Here is a 15232-nt window from a genome sequence, read left to right as displayed (position 1 = left end):
GATTAACCGCCCTGAGAAGCCAGCCACTGGCCGGCGGTGGTGACGGCCATGCCCTGGCGCGCATTGAAGGTGTTCGCCTTATCCCAGGCCACTCCGTCGGGCCGGGCGAAAGCCAACCGGTATTTCGCGCCGACGTCATGCGGATGATTCCGCACCTCCGCCTGCAGCCGCTCTTTGTCCAACAGGACTCTGTTGACCTCCACGCCCCAGTGCGCCTGCATAAGATCGGCAAGCTCACGGTAGGTCAGCGTGTCCCCGGCGATATAGACCACCTGGTTGCGAAACGCGGGCCGATGGAAAAAAATCGCGGCCGTCAGCCGACCAATGTCCTCGGGAGTGGTCAGCGTCACCGCGTAGCGCCAGTCGCCCAGCGCGCGCACGGTTTTACGTTCCGCATCCACCACGCCAAACCCCGAGTCAAACAGGTAGCTGGTGAAAATGCCCGTGGAAACAATCACCCACTCCGTTGCGCTCTGCGCGCGCAGCAGGTGACGCACCTCGAGCTGTTCATCCCACACCGGCTGCCCGCTGCCTTTACCGACGACATCGTAGTCCACGCCGAACTGCCACGGGAAGTAGCGCGCCACGCCGGCCTGAAAAACGGCCTGGGTGATCTTTATCTGTGTGCCCGCCCCGCCGACAAAGCCGCTGCAGTTGATCACCGCGTCGAAGGAACGGAATAGCGCGCTCAGCGCCTCCACGCCGTTTCGCTGCAGATCGCCTTCCACCACGGCGATGCCGAGCCGCGCCAGCTCATCCCGCCGCGCCCGGAGCGGGCCGCTCACGGCGCGGGCGGCCTCCGGCCGGAGCAGTACGCTGATTTTTAAAGATGGAGATAACCGAGCCTGCCGGCTCATCGCCCGCAATACCGGCAGCCCCAGTTCGCCGGCGCCGAGTATGAGCACGGTATTGATGGATGGATTGGTGGATTTCATGCTTGCCTCCTGTCTTGACACTGCGTCATCCTGACAGCTGACAAAAACGGGTTCAATTAGGTACACGCGTGATACCGGGGAGGAATATGACGAGCGATCGGGAAGCGCTGCTGCAATTTTCGCAGGCGTTCTGTGAAGAACTGAGCAACGACGATGAAGGGTTGAAGCGCGAGATCCTCGCGCATGCGGGCAACCGTTGGTCGCTGGGGGTATTGCATCTCCTGGGCACCCACGGGCCGCTGCGCCACGGCGAACTAGGCCGCCAATTAGCGGGCGTGACGCAGAGAATGCTGACGCGGACGCTGCGCCATCTCGAGCGGGACGGGTTGATATCGCGCTGCGATTATCAGGAAAAACTGCCCCGCGTGGTGTATACCATCACCGAGGCGGGGGAAGAGATGCTGCTCAACATGCTGCCGCTCTGGTCGTGGATTATCTCCTCCGCCGACGCCTTCAGGGCAGCCCGCTCGCACTACGATGGCCAAGAGCGCGACGCCGAAAAATGAACGCGGGCTTCCCTGCCCGCAGGCGGCTATCAGCCGCCGCCCAGATAGGCCTTTCTCACCTGCGGATCGTTCAACAGTTCTTCCCCGCTGCCGGTGAGGCGGATCTGGCCGTTGACCATCACATAGCCGCGATCGGACAGTTTCAGCGCATGGTTGGCGTTCTGCTCCACCAGAAACAGCGTCATGCCGCTGCGGGTCAGTTCGCGCAGCACCCCGAAGATCTGCCGCACCACGATCGGCGCCAGCCCCAGGCTCGGCTCGTCCAGCAGCAACAGCTTCGGCCGGCTCATCAGCGCGCGGGCGATCGCCAGCATTTGCTGTTCGCCGCCGGACATGGTCATCGCCCGCTGGTTGCGCCGCTCTTTCAGGCGCGGAAACAGTTCGAACATGCGCGGCAAATCCTCTTCCAGGTAGCGATTGCCGACGGTGATGGTGCCCATCAGCAGGTTCTCCTCCACGCTCATGTCCGGAAAGATGCGCCGCCCCTCCGGCGCCTGCGCGATGCCGCTGCTGGCAACAAAGTGCGTGGAGCGGCGGCTGATGTCCTCGCCGCGAAACAGGATCTGCCCGCCGGCGATGCGCGGCTGACCGAAGATCGACATCAACAGCGTGGACTTGCCCGCGCCGTTGGCGCCGATCAGCGCCACCGTCTCCCCGGCGTTCACCTGCAGCGACACCTGGCGCAGCGCCTGGATCGGCCCGTAAAACACATCGACCTCGCGAAATTCCAACATCGCTTCGCTCATCCCGCCAGCTCCTCTTCGTCCGCGCCCAGGTAAGCGGCGATCACCGCCTCGTTGTGCTGAATCTCCTGCGGCGTGCCGCGGGCGATCACATCGCCGTGATCGAGCACGATCACCCGATCGGAGATCTCCATGACCATGCCCATGTCATGCTCGATCAGCAGCACCGTGATGCCGTGATCCCGGCGCAGGAAGCGGATGATGCGGCTCAGCGCGGCCGTCTCCACCGGGTTCAGCCCGGCGGCCGGTTCGTCGAGGCAGATCATCTCCGGCGCGGTGCACATGGCGCGCGCGATCTCCAGCCGCCGCTGCTGGCCGTAGGACATCTCCCCCGCCAGCCGGTTGGCGCAGTCCGCCAGATCCACCACCTCCAGCCAGTAGAAGGCGTGATCGAGCGCGGCGTTTTCCGCCCGGCGGTAGCCCGGCGTATTCAGCACCCCAGCGATCAGATTGCGGTTGCTCTGCATGTGCTGCGCCACCAGCAGGTTCTCCACCACCGACATTTCACGGAACAGGCGGATATTCTGGAAGGTGCGCGCCAGCCCGGCGCGGTTGACCAGGTGGGTGCCGCCGAACATCTTGTAATAGAGGCGCGAACCGAGCCGCTTCGGGCGTATCCAGTCGCCGGCGCGGAACTTCTGCCCCAGCACCTGGATCACATCGGTCGGCCGCTTGTGGGTATTGAGCAGGATCGCGCCGCCGGTGGCGCGATAGAAACCGGTCAGGCAGTTGAACACCGTGGTCTTACCCGCGCCGTTGGGGCCGATCAGGGCGGTGATGGAACCACGCTCCACCTCCAGATTGACGTCGTTCAGCGCCTTGATGCCGCCAAAGCGCATCATCAGGTGTTCCACCCGCAAAATGGCGTCGCTCATGGCGCCACCCCCTTGCGTTCGGCGAAGCTGGCGCGGCTGATACGCACCAGCCCGCGCGGCCGCCAGATCATCATCGCCACCATCAGCACGCCAAACAGCAGCACCCGGTATTCGGCGAAACTGCGCAGCAGCTCCGGCGCCACCGTCAGCACAAAGGCCGCCAGCACCACACCGAGGGTGGAGCCCATGCCGCCCAGCACCACGATCGCCAGGATCAGCGCCGACTCGAAGAAGGTGAACGAAGTCGGGTTGACGAACCCCTGATAAGTGGCGAAAAACACCCCCGCCAGTCCGGCGGTGGAGGCGCCCAGCATAAACGCCGACAGCTTCACCAGCACGTGGTTCAGTCCGAGGGAGCGGCAGGCGATCTCGTCCTCGCGCAGCGCCTCCCAGGCGCGGCCGATCGGCATGCGCGTCAGCCGGTGCTTGATGTACAGCACCAGCAGCACCACCAAAAACAGCATCGCGTAGATGAAGATGAACTTGAGATTGGGATTGTAATCGATGCCGAGAAACTCGTGGATCGGCACCCCGCCGTCTTTAGCGCGCCGGCCGAACTCCAGGCCGAACACCGTCGGCGCCGGCACCGAAATGCCGTTCGGCCCGCCGGTGAGCGACATCCAGTTGTTCAGCACCAGCCGGATGATCTCGCCGAACCCCAGCGTAACGATGGCGAGATAGTCGCCGTGCATGCGCAGCACCGGAAAGCCCAGCAGCGCGCCCGCCAACGCCGCCATCAGCGCCCCGAGCGGCAGCATCGCCCAAAAGCCGAGCCCGAGATACTGGTAGCCCAACGCCAGCCCGTAGGCGCCGATGGCGTAAAACGCCACGTACCCCAGATCGAGCAGCCCCGCCAACCCGACCACAATGTTCAGCCCCAGGCCGAGCAGCACGTAGATCAGGCCGAGGATCGCCACCGTCAGCAGGTATTTGGTGGCGACGAACGGGAACAGCAGCGCGATCGCCGCCATCAGCGGCAGGAACCAGCGCAGATTGGATTTATAGCCCAGCGGACGCACGTAAACGCCGTCGTTGCCGCCGTCGAAGCGCGCCAGCACCTTGCGGCCCGGCGCGGTTTGCAGGAACAGGCTTAGCAGCAGCCGCCCGGCCATCACCGCGACGATGATCCACACCAGCCGGTGCGGCTCGAAGTTAAAGCTGTAGCCGTTCAGCACGATGCCGACGATCGGCCCGAACACGATCAGGGCGATCAGCCCGGCCAAAACGGCATCCAGCAGGCTGCGTTTGACGTTCAGCCCGCCGTTGATTGCGGATTGCGACATGGCGTTCTCCTTAAACCTTGGCGACCAGCGGCCGGCCGAGCAGGCCCTGCGGGCGGAAGATCAGGATCGCCACCAGCAACCCGAAGGAGAACACGTCCTTGTAATCCGAATTCACCATGCCGGCGAACTGCGCCTCCGCCACGCCGAGCAGCAGCCCGCCCAGCATCGCGCCCGGCAGCGAGCCGATGCCGCCCAACACCGCGGCGGTGAAGGCCTTGATGCCGATGATAAAGCCGACGTAAAAATCGAAGGTGCCGTAGTTCATGGTGATCAGCACCCCGGCCAGCCCGGCCATGGCGGCGCCGATCACGAACACCAGCGAGATCACCCGATCGGTATTGATGCCGAGAATCGAGGCCATTTTGCGATCCTGCTGGGTGGCGCGGCAGATGCGCCCCAGCCGGGTGCGCTGAATGATGTAAGTGAGGATCGCCATGCCGAGCAGCGACGCCACCAGAATGAACACCTTGGTGTAGGTGATCTGCACCACGCCGCCGTCGAATTCCAGGCGGAACACGCCGCTCAGCAGCGTCGGGATGCCCTGCTGGCGCGGCCCCTGGCTTATCTGCGCATAGTTTTGCAGGATTAACGACATGCCGATGGCGGAGATCAGCGGCGCCAGGCGGGTGGAGTTGCGCAGCGGCCTGTAGGCGATACGCTCGATCACCCAGCCGTACACCCCGGTGATGACGATGGTGAATACCAGCGTGCCGAGGATCAGCAGCGGGAACGAGTGCAGCCCGAAGAACGACAGCAGCGCCAAACCGATGGCGCACAGGTAGGCGGAGATCATGTACACCTCGCCGTGGGCGAAGTTGATCATGCCGATGATGCCGTAAACCATGGTGTAGCCGATGGCGATCAGGCCATACACCGCGCCGAGGGTCAGGCCGTTGATCAGCTGTTGCAGAAAGAATACATCCATAATGAGCAGTCTCGCCTGGTAAGGCCGCCAACGCAGTCCGACGCGGCCCAAAGGTCATCGCGGAACGGGCGCGCCAAGGCGGCGGCCCGTCGGTCATAGGGTCACACCCTCAATGTTCGGCCGTTTACAGTTGGTGATATTTGCCCTTGTCATCCCATTGATAGACCACGTAATCCGAGACCTTCAGATCGCCCTTCTGATCCCAGGCTTTTTTACCCATCACGGTGTCCACATCGTGCGACTTCAGCCATTCGGCGGCCTTGGCGCTGTCTTTGCCGCCGGTGGCGTTAAAGGCGGCGGCGATCGCCTGGATCGAAGCGTAGGAGTAAAGGGTGTACCCTTCCGGCTCAAAACCGCTGGCGCGGAACTTGGCGATCACCGCCTTGCCTTCCGCGATCTGGCGCGGATCGTTGCCGAAGGTCATCAGCACGCCGTTGGTGTACTGTGGCCCGCCGGCGGCGGTCACCAGCTCTTCGGTCACCACGCAGTCGCCGGAGAAGAACCTGGCGGTCACGCCCTGCTCGCGCATCTGGCGCACCAGCGGCCCGGCTTCGGGATGGCAGCCGCCGAAGTAGACCACGTCCGGCTTGACCGAGGCGATCTTGGTCACCAGGGCGTTGAAGTCTTTCTCGCCGCGCGACAGCCCCTCATACAGCACCTCTTTAACCCCGCGCTTGTTCATCGCCGCCTTGGCGGCGTCCGCCAGCCCCTGGCCGTAGGTGTCTTTATCGTGGATCACCGCGATGCGTTTGGCCTTCAGGGTATCCAGCATGTAGTTGGTGGCGATGACGCCCTGCTGATCGTCGCGCCCGCACATGCGGAACATGGTCTTCATGCCGCGCTCGGTGATCTGCGGGTTGGTGGAGCCGGGGGTAATGGCGATGATGCCGGCCTCGTCATACACCTCGGAGGCGGGCATGGTGGATGAGGAACAGAAGTGGCCGACCACCGCCGACACCTTGTCCTGATCCACCAGCCGGTTGGCGACCGCGACCGCCTGTTTCGGTTCACAGGCGTCATCCCCCTGCACCAGTTTGATTTTTTCCCCTTTGATGCCGCCGGCGGCGTTGATGTCCGCCGCCGCCTGCGAAGCCCCGCGCCAATACTGATCGCCATAGGTGGCGTTCGGCCCGGAGAACGGCCCGGCGACGCCGATGACGATATCGGCCTGCGCGGAAAAAGCCGTGCCTAAACAACCGATGAGCAAAGCAGCGAGCGGACTTTTTATCAATTTCGATGACATTGTTATCTTCCTCAGCACTGTTGTAGCGAAACGCCCTGGGGCGCGGATCAGTCACTTTATGTGTAGACGGGGAAAATAATTTTCTTGAGAGCGCAGTCGCATTCCCCAAAAATGGGTAAGCAAAAATCCAGCCATTGTGACGACGAATACATATTGTTTGCTTATTCATCCTACATATCAGTTGCGGCGCGGCGTGTGGCGGCGATAACCAGGGTCTGGCCAATACGGTTAGCGCGAGTGGAAGTATGGGAGGGAGAACGGCCCTGCACCATCGCCGTGCAAAGGCGTGTGCAAGCGACGTCAAAACGATTGGGGATGCAAAAATCAACGCATAGCGATGAAAAATGCCGAAAAACAGCGCAAGGTGCTCATTCCCTCAGCAAACGCGCTTTTTTTGCAGTTTAGCGCTTTGACAAACCCCGGATGCCCCGCTATTATTCGCCCCGTTCACACGATTCCTCTGTAGTTCAGTCGGTAGAACGGCGGACTGTTAATCCGTATGTCACTGGTTCGAGTCCAGTCAGAGGAGCCATATTTAGAGAAGCCCGCTTAAGGAAACTTAAGCGGGCTTTTTGCTTTAACGCTGAATGCATGGACAGGCAGCGTTACTCCTTGGCTATCGGCGCGTCATTCTCTTCAATTTTTACCTTGCCCTGAATATCCGCAATCTTCTTCTCCAGATCCGCCACCTGCGCTTTGCTGTGCAGCAAGGTATAGGTCAGATCAAACTGCGCACTGGCGCCAGGCTGCAGCTGCTTAACGCGTTTTTGTTCGCGCTCAATAGTGACCGGGTAGGCATAGCTGGTGCCCGGCTCAATCCCCGTCACATACCCCTGTTTTAACGTATCGGTATTCTTCCACAGCGTCAGAACGGGCAGCTGGCGGGTATCGAACTGAATCGCCACCCCTTTGTCGCCCGCGTTATTGACCAGCGCCGCCAGCGTTTGATGATTCGAATCTGATAACGGCTTAATGTTAAAGACCATTTCATCGAATCCTTTGGTTGGTCCGGCATAGGTTCCCCAGGTCTTCAGCCCGGCTTTGGCATAGTCGTTAAACGGGCTGATGTTGGCCATCGGCGCCAGGAAGCGGGCGCCATTTTCCAGAATCGGCGCGCCGAAATTGCTGTGATAAATAATCTGGTAGTCATGGGGATAATCCGCCCGGTTGGTTAACACATCATGCAGGCTGAAACTGTTGCTGCCGGGCACGTAGCGCAATTCGGTCAGGGTTTGCAGATCGGCTTTTTTGAATGTGCTCTCTTTGATCAGGCCGCGAATACGAATTTCATACGGCGCCGCATCCGCTACCTCAACCTCAACTCGCGAGGCCGGCGTATTGCCCGCTTTGCCGTGCAACGTGTAAATTTGCCCTGCGTCGGTCACCGGATGCCCGGTCCACTCATAGCCACAACGCACCATCATCTCATTGAAACCTTCCAGCCAGCCGAGCCCATTGCGGCTTTCCAGGTTGATAAAGGCGGGGTTGACCACCTCTTTGACCGGGGAATCCCATCCCATTTTCGCGCCAAAGCCTTCTGCCCGCAGGAGGTTCATGCCGCGGGTGGGGCTCAGCGTGATGGTCAGGCCATCCTCGCTGCGGATAATCACGACTTTGCTGCCTTCTTGCTTGCCGCCGTGCAACACTTTCTGCTCAATGCTGAACGTTTTATCCTTCACCTTCAGCGCCTCGCTCGAAATCTTCCAGTTTCCTTTCTCCACGCCATCTTCAGCGCTGGTCAGCACCCAACTCTGCGCCGCCGCCTGCCCTGAAATCAGGGCCGAAAACACCGCCATAACCCATGTCTTTTTCATTTCCCTTCCCCTTTAGCTGAATCGATTTTTTTCTAAGCAAGGAAAATCTACTGTTAAGCAGGTTAAAGAAATGTGATGAGCTTCACCGGGTGAGTATTTGAAGAAATAGCGCGATAAAAATACGAATTTCATCGCAGTTTTAATGAAAGACGTTGAGTTTTTGCACATGAAACGAGCTACTTATCAACATAATTTGTATCGTTTCAGCTAAGGAGCAAGGAGACAGTTACGGGCAAGCAAGACATCGCGAAGGGAGTGCGGGTGGCTTGTTTAACGCTATCCGGCCCAAACGAAAGCGCTCAGACAGCCTGCCCGTCTTGAGCCTCGTTGCTTTCACGGCCGCCTGCTTGTGTCAAAGCACAAAGCCCGCACCGGGGAATCTGAGCGGGCTTTGTGCCTTTCTGCCGTTAGCGCTTACAGCACAAACTCGTAGTGAGAGCCGTCCGGCAGTTCAATGTCCAGGCGCAGTTTGCCGCCGGCCGCCTCAACATAGCGTTTAAGCGAAGACAGTTTCAGATCGCGGCCCGGTTTTTCCATCACGGCAACGGTCGGCTGCCTGATCCCCAGCGCCTGCGCCATTTCAACCTGCGTTTTCTGTACTTTTTCACGCAGCTCGGCAAGGTGAATGTTCAGCATGATGTCCGCCGCCAGCGCCTGCGCTTTGGCCACGACCTCGGGCTTTTCATCCGCAATAAGCTGTTCCAACGTTCTGCCCATCGCGTCACTCCTTCTCGTTTAATGTGTTCAGCCAGTTCGTGAATTCCCGATCGGCAACCTGGATCATCCGATCGTAAAAACGCTTTTCATTACCGGCTTTATTGCCCGCGCAAAGCACCATGCCAATACGGTACGGATCGAAAGCGAAGAATGCCCGCAACGGTTCGCCTCGGCACTGAATGCGCAACTCTTTCATATTGCTGTAACGTGAGCCTTTAACCGTATCGGCATAGGGTCTGGGCAGCCCCGGCCCCTTTTCCCGCAGGACCATCAATGCGGCAAGTACGCCGGCCCGATCGGCATCGCTGAGTGATCTGAACCAATGATCAAATGCATCCGTTGTTTTAATTTCCCACACGGGCCCCCTAAAATATAGATCAGTAACTATATAGATGTAAAGCTATAGCAGAGAGGCGCTGGGATAGCATGCAAAGGCATGCGTGGATACTGCAAGGCTGAACGTACATCCACGTATCTTGCAAACGCAGTGCGAGGCATTCACCTTTTTACGCGCGGTATCGAACAATCGTTCAGAGGCACGGGGCGCTTCCCCGCCGCCCCTTTATGAACCCTGTCACAAAAAGCGCATAACGTTTTCGGCGTTCTGCGCCGCGGGCGATGAGCGGCAAACTTGTTAACGCCACGTTACATCGGGTTAGGCAACATTGTTAACGCCGATTGATGCGTCAAACGCATCGCGCCATGAGTTTATTGCGCTTATTTACTTTATTTTCCTGAGCGAGTCTTCAGCAACAGGCGCGGCGTCAAGCGCCAATAACAAACTGGAGATAAAGATGCATTCCTCTACCTCACCCATGACCACCCGGGCCAGAACCGGCGCGATACTGCGCGTCACCTCCGGCAACTTTTTAGAGCAGTTCGATTTTTTCCTGTTCGGCTTTTACGCTACCTACATCGCACACACCTTTTTCCCGGCCAGCAGCGAGTTCGCCTCGCTGATGATGACCTTCGCGGTATTCGGCGCAGGTTTTCTGATGCGCCCGATCGGCGCCATCGTGCTGGGCGCTTACATCGATAAAGTCGGCCGCCGCAAAGGGTTGATCGTGACCCTGTCGATCATGGCCGCGGGCACCTTCCTGATCGTGCTGATCCCCTCTTACCAAAGCATCGGGCTTTGGGCGCCGCTGCTGGTGCTGTGCGGGCGTCTGTTGCAAGGCTTCTCGGCCGGCGCGGAGCTGGGCGGCGTGTCCGTCTATCTGGCCGAAATCGCCACGCCGGGCCGTAAAGGCTTCTACACCAGCTGGCAGTCCGGCAGCCAGCAGGTGGCTATCATGGTGGCGGCGGCCATGGGCTTCGCGCTCAATGCGGCGCTGGAAGAAAGCGCCATTCGCGAATGGGGCTGGCGCCTGCCTTTCCTGTTCGGCTGCCTGATCGTTCCCTTCATCTTCTTCCTGCGCCGCAAGCTGGAAGAGACGCAGGAATTTACCGCTCGCCGTCACCACCTGGCGATGCGCGACGTGTTTAAAACCCTGCTGAAAAACTGGCCGGTGGTGATCGCCGGCATGCTGATGGTCGCCATGACCACCACCGCGTTTTACCTGATCACCGTCTATGCGCCGACCTTCGGCAAAAAGGTACTGCTGCTCAGCGCTTCCGACAGCTTGCTGGTCACCCTGCTGGTGGCGATCTCCAACTTCATCTGGCTGCCCATCGGCGGCGCGCTGTCGGACCGTTTCGGCCGCAAACCGGTGCTGGTCGCCATGACGCTGCTGACGTTGGCCACCGCCTACCCGGCGCTGAGCCTGCTCGCCGCCGCCCCCAGCTTCAGCATGATGCTGGCCGTGCTGCTGTGGCTGTCCTTCATTTACGGCCTCTACAACGGCGCCATGATCCCGGCCTTGACGGAGATCATGCCAACGGAAGTGCGGGTGGCCGGGTTCTCGCTGGCCTACAGCCTGGCGACGGCGGTGTTCGGCGGCTTTACGCCGGTCGTCTCCACCGCGTTGATCGAATACACCGGCGACAAGGCTTCACCGGGCTACTGGATGAGCTTCGCCGCGCTGTGCGCCCTGCTGGCGACGCTGTATATGTATCGCCGCATCGCCATGCCGCTGCAAACCGCGCGCTAAGCCGCCATCTCAAAAGGAATGATGCCATGCAAAAACTCACTCGTTCGATCCTCGCCGCGCTGGTGTGCGCCTCCTGCAGTACGGCGGCGCTGGCCAAAGACGTGACCGTCATGATCTCCGGCGGCTTCAAAGCCGCGCTGGAGAAGCTGGCCCCGGAGTATGAAGCCCAAAGCGGCGACAAAATCATTCTGGTGTCCGGCCCCTCGATGGGCAAAACGCCGCAGGCGATCCCCGCGCGGCTGGCGCGCGGAGAGCAAGCCGATGTGCTGATCATGGTGGGCGACGCGCTCACCCAACTGGAAAAAGAGCGCTGGACCCAGCCGGGTTCACGCGTGGAGCTGGCCGATTCGCCGATCGGCATGGTGGTCAAACAGGGCGCGCCCAAACCGGAGATAAAAACGGATGCCGACCTGCGCAATGTCTTGCTGCAGGCGGACTCTTTCGCCTATTCCGACAGCGCCAGCGGCCGCTATGTCAGCGGCCAACTGTTCAAAAAGCTGGGCATCGAGGAACAGGTGAAAGGGAAAGCGCATAAGATTGAGCGCATTCCGGTGGCCTCTGAAGTGGCGCAGGGGAAATACGCGCTGGGCTTCCAGCAGGTCAGCGAATTGCTGCCCGTGGCGGGCGTGACCTTTATCGGCGAGCTGCCTGAAAACGTGCAGTACATCACCCGCTTCGCGGGCGCGGTAACCGCCAAGGCGGAGCACCGCCGCGAAGGCAAAGCGCTGCTGGACTTCCTCGCCTCCCCTCAGGCGCAGCCGACCATTCGCGCGACCGGCATGCGAACCGTGCCGGCGCCGCAGCCGGTCAAGCAGAGTGATACTGTTCAGTAATCAGCTTTTCCAGCTCGGCGGCGACGAAAGACTGCATGCGGCCGCCGCGTCTGATTAGACCCACGGTGCGTTTCACCACCGGATCGACCAGCGGCACCGACGTCAACACCGAGTGCTCTGAAGCGGGCATCGACATGGCGGGCACGGCGGCAATGCCGATGCCCGCCTCAACCATGCCCAGCATGGTCGTCACATGGCGAGTTTCACACACGCTGGGGCGTTCCGGCACGAGGTGTTCCAGGCGCTGATCGAGCAGATTGCGATTGCCGGAGGTTTTATCCAGCGACACGTAATCCTGCTGATAAAACTCCCGCCAGGTGAGGCTCTTTTTACCGGCGAGCGGATGGTCGCGCCGGCAGGCGGCCACGTAGACGTCCCCCACCAACGGCACAAACTCAAGATTAGGCTGCAGCCGCCCGGCGAAACAGATGCCGAAATCGGCCTGGCCGCCGGTGACCGCCTCGATGACATTGCCTGCGCTGCCGTCGATCAGCTTAACGCGCACGCGCGGATAGCGAAGCCGGAAACGGCGTATCACGTCGGGCATGAAATAGTAGGCCGCCGACGGCACCGTGGCGACGGTGACCAGTCCCACCCGCTCCTGGCTGACCTTATCGATATCGGCCATCACCGCTTCGACGTTCATCAGCAGCTGCTCCGAACGTTCGGCGAAGGCCTGCCCGTACAGCGTCAAGGTCACGCGCCGGGTGGTGCGATCGAACAGTTTGATGCCCAGCGCGTTTTCCAGCTTCTCAATCCTGCGGCTCAATGCCGACTGCGACAGGCAGATGGACTCTGCGGCCAGCCGAAAATTGCCGTACTCCACCAGCGCGCGAAACGCATAAAGATCGTTGAGATCAAAATTCACGGGCATAACGGCAACCTATCCTTACCATGGCGCCAAAGGCGTAAAGCAACGATAATAGCCGCTTATTTAGCCGCAGCAACCGGTTTAACGCCGGAGCGCGCCTCGCCGTTATCCTCCCAGCAGCACCGTCCCCCAAATAATGATGGTCATTATCACCGCCACCAGCTGCGCTGCGCCGCCCAGATCTTTGGCGCGTTTGGATAACGGATGCAACGCCAGCGAAATGCGATCGACCACGGTTTCAATCGCCGTATTAAGCAGCTCAACCACCAGCAGCAGGAAACTGCAGGCGATTAATAACAGCCGCTCCATTTTTGTAATATCCAGAGTAAATGTAACAACCAGTAAAATGGCGTTAATAACCAATAATTCACGAAACGCATTTTCGGTCAGCACGGCACCAATAAAGCCGGCCCAGGAGTTCCTTATGCTGTAGGTTAATCGGCTTATTCCCTTTTTCTTTTCCACAGGCATGCATTCTGCTCTCTTCAGCATCACGGCGATCGCGGTTCAATCAATCACGCGCCGTGAATTTATCTCGGGTTTATTAATTAACGGCCTTAACCGTTCCACTCAGGGGTCAATGCTTTCACTCACGCTCAGTCCCCCAAAACGAACGGCGCCGCACGCAATGCGCTTATTATCCTGATGGCGTTAAAAGGCGATGCGATATCAGTCGATTAAAGCGTCTTTTCGTACAACCGGTAGCGCTTATAAGGCACCGCGCCGATACGTTCTAAAATCGTCCGCATGCCGGTATTGGTTTCCAGGATCCACGACATTTCCAGCGCGTCGATATTGCGCTTGGCGAACGGCTCGCGCAGCGCCTCAATCAACAGCAATGCAATAATCGGCCCGATGCGGCTGAATTGATATTCCTGGCGAACGCCCATCAGCGGCACGCGCGCGGTGCGAACGCCGCTGACTTTCAGCCGCCACAATAACTTCGCCCAACCGAACGGCAATAACCGCCCCTGCAGATCGGCAATCGCCTCATTAATGTTCGGCAACCCGACAATAAAGGCGCAGGGCGCGCCATCCACCTCGGCGATATGGATCATATCGTCGGGCACCAGGAACTTCAGCTGATCCCCCATGGTGGCGAACTCATGCTCGGTGAACGGAACAAACCCCCAGTTATGCTGCCACCCCGAGTTGAACACCTCGCGCAGCACCTGCATCTCCTCGCGAAAGCGCTTGCGGTTGAGGCGGCGAACGGTCACCTTTTGGCGCACCTGATCCATCATCCGGGTCAGCGACGGCGAAAAATGCAGGTCGGTTCTTTTCATCCAATAAGCAAGCAAATCAATCCCTTCGTTATACCCTTGCTGCGCTATCTGGGCCGCGTAGTAAGGTTTGGCATGGGTCATCAGGGCCGACGGCGGCGTGTCGAACCCTTCGACCAGCAGGCCGCTTTCCTGATTGATATTGAGGCTGAACGGCCCGGTGATTTTCCGCGTGCCCTTGGACCGCAACCACTCCTCCGCCGCCGTGAATAACGCGCTGAACACGGCGGGATCGTCAACGGCGTCGATCATGCCGAAGTGACCGGTATCTTCTCCGTGCAGCGCCCGGTGCAGGGAATCGATTTGCGCGGTGATGCGCCCGACGACCTTCCCCTGCTTTTTCGCCACCCACGCCTGCCATTCGATATGATCGGTGCCGGGATTCTTCTTTGACAGGTGCTCTTCGCGCTCTAAATACAGCGGCTCAATCCAGTTCGGGTCATCACGAAACAGTAACGAAGGGAAAGCAATAAATTCTTTAAGTTCGCGTTTATCCAGAACTTTCTCAATACGGATCATAAATAGCCTTACGTTTTAATAAAATAATTAAATATGAGCGCGACAACGCCTTTAGCATTTTTTATGCTGTTCTCTTTTATTGGATTGTGTATTGCCTCCGGTTCAACGATAAGAAAAACCGAATATTTCCCCCTGTGAACCAGCGCATTATTTGCCTATCACGCGCACTGAGGCGGCGTGATTAAACAAAAAAAGGAAAGCCCAAAGCGGCGCTGACATGCTACGCTATGCGTGCTCTTTTATTATTTAGTGCTATTTTGGCGAAAGAAACCCGCCGATTTAAGTGTACCGACTTTAATCAGGAGGCGCGCCGCCATTTTTACCACTTAATGCTCTTTTTAAGAATCAACTTAAATGAGGCATTCACTTTTTGATTTCTTGCGGCATACTGTTTAGGAAGTGTTTAAGTTCGAAGATAGCCATGCATGAGGTCATAACCTATGAGCAGACAGGTATTTCCTGCCCGACAGATGCAGACTAAAGAACGGCGAACCTCGGGTATTACAATCACCTCTCGTATATCTCCAGGTCGCCGCTCAAGGCTGATAATGCAGGCCGCTCACGCGCTACCGGGTTAATAACCGGCGTGCCGCTC

At 59.2% G+C, this 15232-nt stretch carries 15 protein-coding genes and 1 tRNA gene; 4 read left to right on the top strand and 12 right to left on the bottom strand.

Annotated elements, in window-relative coordinates:
• Positions 1–2: 2 nt before the first annotated feature.
• Positions 3–935, bottom strand: coding sequence for an aromatic alcohol reductase (locus tag IMX17_RS01720; RefSeq protein WP_193549265.1), 933 nt, complete (start codon positions 933–935; stop codon positions 3–5).
• Positions 936–1021: 86 nt separating this feature from the next.
• Here IMX17_RS01720 and IMX17_RS01715 point away from each other — a divergent pair, with 86 nt between their 5' ends.
• Complete coding sequence (locus tag IMX17_RS01715; RefSeq protein WP_164106609.1) at positions 1022–1441, top strand: helix-turn-helix domain-containing protein; 420 nt, start codon at positions 1022–1024, stop codon at positions 1439–1441.
• A 29-nt stretch (positions 1442–1470) separates the two neighbouring features.
• Here the strand turns inward: IMX17_RS01715 and IMX17_RS01710 are convergent, their stop codons facing one another.
• From IMX17_RS01710 to IMX17_RS01690, 5 genes are all read right to left on the bottom strand, one after another.
• A complete protein-coding gene (locus tag IMX17_RS01710) occupies positions 1471–2187 on the bottom strand; it encodes an ABC transporter ATP-binding protein (RefSeq protein WP_033651872.1) in 717 nt (238 codons plus the stop codon).
• Entirely contained in the window at positions 2184–3059 is an 876-nt protein-coding gene (locus IMX17_RS01705; protein WP_193549264.1) for an ABC transporter ATP-binding protein, read from the bottom strand. Before IMX17_RS01705 ends, IMX17_RS01710 begins: the two co-directional genes overlap by 4 nt.
• Complete coding sequence (gene livM, locus IMX17_RS01700) at positions 3056–4342, bottom strand: high-affinity branched-chain amino acid ABC transporter permease LivM (RefSeq protein WP_042785016.1); 1287 nt, start codon at positions 4340–4342, stop codon at positions 3056–3058. The genes IMX17_RS01705 and livM overlap by 4 nt, the downstream gene beginning before the upstream one ends.
• 10 nt (positions 4343–4352) lie before the next feature.
• Positions 4353–5267 carry a branched-chain amino acid ABC transporter permease gene (locus IMX17_RS01695; protein WP_016927041.1) on the bottom strand — a complete coding sequence of 305 codons (915 nt, stop codon included), beginning with the start codon at positions 5265–5267 and terminating at the stop codon, positions 4353–4355.
• Positions 5268–5391: 124 nt separating this feature from the next.
• Positions 5392–6510, bottom strand: coding sequence for a branched-chain amino acid ABC transporter substrate-binding protein (locus tag IMX17_RS01690; protein ID WP_094143511.1), 1119 nt, complete (start codon positions 6508–6510; stop codon positions 5392–5394).
• A gap of 456 nt (positions 6511–6966) precedes the next feature.
• On the opposite strand from IMX17_RS01690, the gene IMX17_RS01685 reads away from it, so the two are divergent.
• Positions 6967–7042 (top strand) — tRNA-Asn (locus tag IMX17_RS01685).
• A gap of 73 nt (positions 7043–7115) precedes the next feature.
• Here the strand turns inward: IMX17_RS01685 and IMX17_RS01680 are convergent.
• From IMX17_RS01680 to IMX17_RS01670, 3 genes are all read right to left on the bottom strand, one after another.
• Positions 7116–8324: an aldose 1-epimerase family protein gene (locus IMX17_RS01680; RefSeq protein WP_046896399.1), complete on the bottom strand. Its 1209-nt coding sequence runs from the start codon at positions 8322–8324 to the stop codon at positions 7116–7118.
• Between the two features lie 414 nt (positions 8325–8738).
• Positions 8739–9041 (bottom strand): XRE family transcriptional regulator, encoded by a 303-nt coding sequence (locus IMX17_RS01675; RefSeq protein WP_016927038.1) that lies wholly within the window; start codon positions 9039–9041, stop codon positions 8739–8741.
• Positions 9042–9045: 4 nt separating this feature from the next.
• A complete protein-coding gene (locus tag IMX17_RS01670) occupies positions 9046–9399 on the bottom strand; it encodes a type II toxin-antitoxin system RelE/ParE family toxin (RefSeq protein ID WP_193549263.1) in 354 nt (117 codons plus the stop codon).
• A 436-nt stretch (positions 9400–9835) separates the two neighbouring features.
• Here IMX17_RS01670 and IMX17_RS01665 point away from each other — a divergent pair, with 436 nt between their 5' ends.
• Complete coding sequence (locus tag IMX17_RS01665; RefSeq protein ID WP_033643756.1) at positions 9836–11131, top strand: MFS transporter; 1296 nt, start codon at positions 9836–9838, stop codon at positions 11129–11131.
• Between the two features lie 26 nt (positions 11132–11157).
• Positions 11158–11964, top strand: a complete 807-nt coding sequence (locus tag IMX17_RS01660) for a substrate-binding domain-containing protein (RefSeq protein WP_046896396.1) — start codon at positions 11158–11160, stop codon at positions 11962–11964.
• Here IMX17_RS01660 and IMX17_RS01655 read toward each other — a convergent pair.
• The 3 genes from IMX17_RS01655 to IMX17_RS01645 form a co-directional block, all read right to left on the bottom strand.
• Positions 11939–12838, bottom strand: a complete 900-nt coding sequence (locus tag IMX17_RS01655; protein ID WP_046896395.1) for a LysR family transcriptional regulator — start codon at positions 12836–12838, stop codon at positions 11939–11941. The two genes, IMX17_RS01660 and IMX17_RS01655, sit on opposite strands and share 26 nt — an antisense overlap.
• A 102-nt stretch (positions 12839–12940) precedes the next feature.
• Positions 12941–13327: a diacylglycerol kinase gene (locus IMX17_RS01650; RefSeq protein ID WP_227414442.1), complete on the bottom strand. Its 387-nt coding sequence runs from the start codon at positions 13325–13327 to the stop codon at positions 12941–12943.
• Positions 13328–13512: 185 nt separating this feature from the next.
• The gene (locus IMX17_RS01645; protein WP_046896393.1) at positions 13513–14637 is read right to left on the bottom strand and encodes a DNA-binding protein; all 1125 of its coding nucleotides are present in this window, start codon (positions 14635–14637) and stop codon (positions 13513–13515) included.
• Positions 14638–15232: the final 595 nt, after the last annotated feature.

Origin of the sequence: Serratia sp. X3 (genome assembly GCF_014982455.1) — a bacterium.
Lineage (GTDB): Bacteria > Pseudomonadota > Gammaproteobacteria > Enterobacterales > Enterobacteriaceae > Serratia > Serratia ureilytica.
Note: the sequence above shows the minus strand (reverse complement) of the source record. Positions and strands in the feature narration are given on the sequence as shown.

Bases quoted from the DNA above. Each gene is read 5' to 3' on its own strand.
- IMX17_RS01705 (WP_193549264.1), bottom strand. From the start codon at position 3,059: ATGAGCGACGCCATTTTGCGGGTGGAACACCTGATGATGCGCTTTGGC.
- IMX17_RS01720 (WP_193549265.1), bottom strand. From the start codon at position 935: ATGAAATCCACCAATCCATCCATCAATACCGTGCTCATACTCGGCGCC.
- IMX17_RS01655 (WP_046896395.1), bottom strand. From the start codon at position 12,838: ATGCCCGTGAATTTTGATCTCAACGATCTTTATGCGTTTCGCGCGCTG.
- livM (WP_042785016.1), bottom strand. From the start codon at position 4,342: ATGTCGCAATCCGCAATCAACGGCGGGCTGAACGTCAAACGCAGCCTG.
- IMX17_RS01675 (WP_016927038.1), bottom strand. From the start codon at position 9,041: ATGGGCAGAACGTTGGAACAGCTTATTGCGGATGAAAAGCCCGAGGTC.
- IMX17_RS01645 (WP_046896393.1), bottom strand. From the start codon at position 14,637: ATGATCCGTATTGAGAAAGTTCTGGATAAACGCGAACTTAAAGAATTT.
- IMX17_RS01695 (WP_016927041.1), bottom strand. From the start codon at position 5,267: ATGGATGTATTCTTTCTGCAACAGCTGATCAACGGCCTGACCCTCGGC.
- IMX17_RS01710 (WP_033651872.1), bottom strand. From the start codon at position 2,187: ATGAGCGAAGCGATGTTGGAATTTCGCGAGGTCGATGTGTTTTACGGG.
- IMX17_RS01715 (WP_164106609.1), top strand. From the start codon at position 1,022: ATGACGAGCGATCGGGAAGCGCTGCTGCAATTTTCGCAGGCGTTCTGT.
- IMX17_RS01690 (WP_094143511.1), bottom strand. From the start codon at position 6,510: ATGTCATCGAAATTGATAAAAAGTCCGCTCGCTGCTTTGCTCATCGGT.
- IMX17_RS01665 (WP_033643756.1), top strand. From the start codon at position 9,836: ATGCATTCCTCTACCTCACCCATGACCACCCGGGCCAGAACCGGCGCG.
- IMX17_RS01680 (WP_046896399.1), bottom strand. From the start codon at position 8,324: ATGAAAAAGACATGGGTTATGGCGGTGTTTTCGGCCCTGATTTCAGGG.
- IMX17_RS01660 (WP_046896396.1), top strand. From the start codon at position 11,158: ATGCAAAAACTCACTCGTTCGATCCTCGCCGCGCTGGTGTGCGCCTCC.
- IMX17_RS01650 (WP_227414442.1), bottom strand. From the start codon at position 13,327: ATGCTGAAGAGAGCAGAATGCATGCCTGTGGAAAAGAAAAAGGGAATA.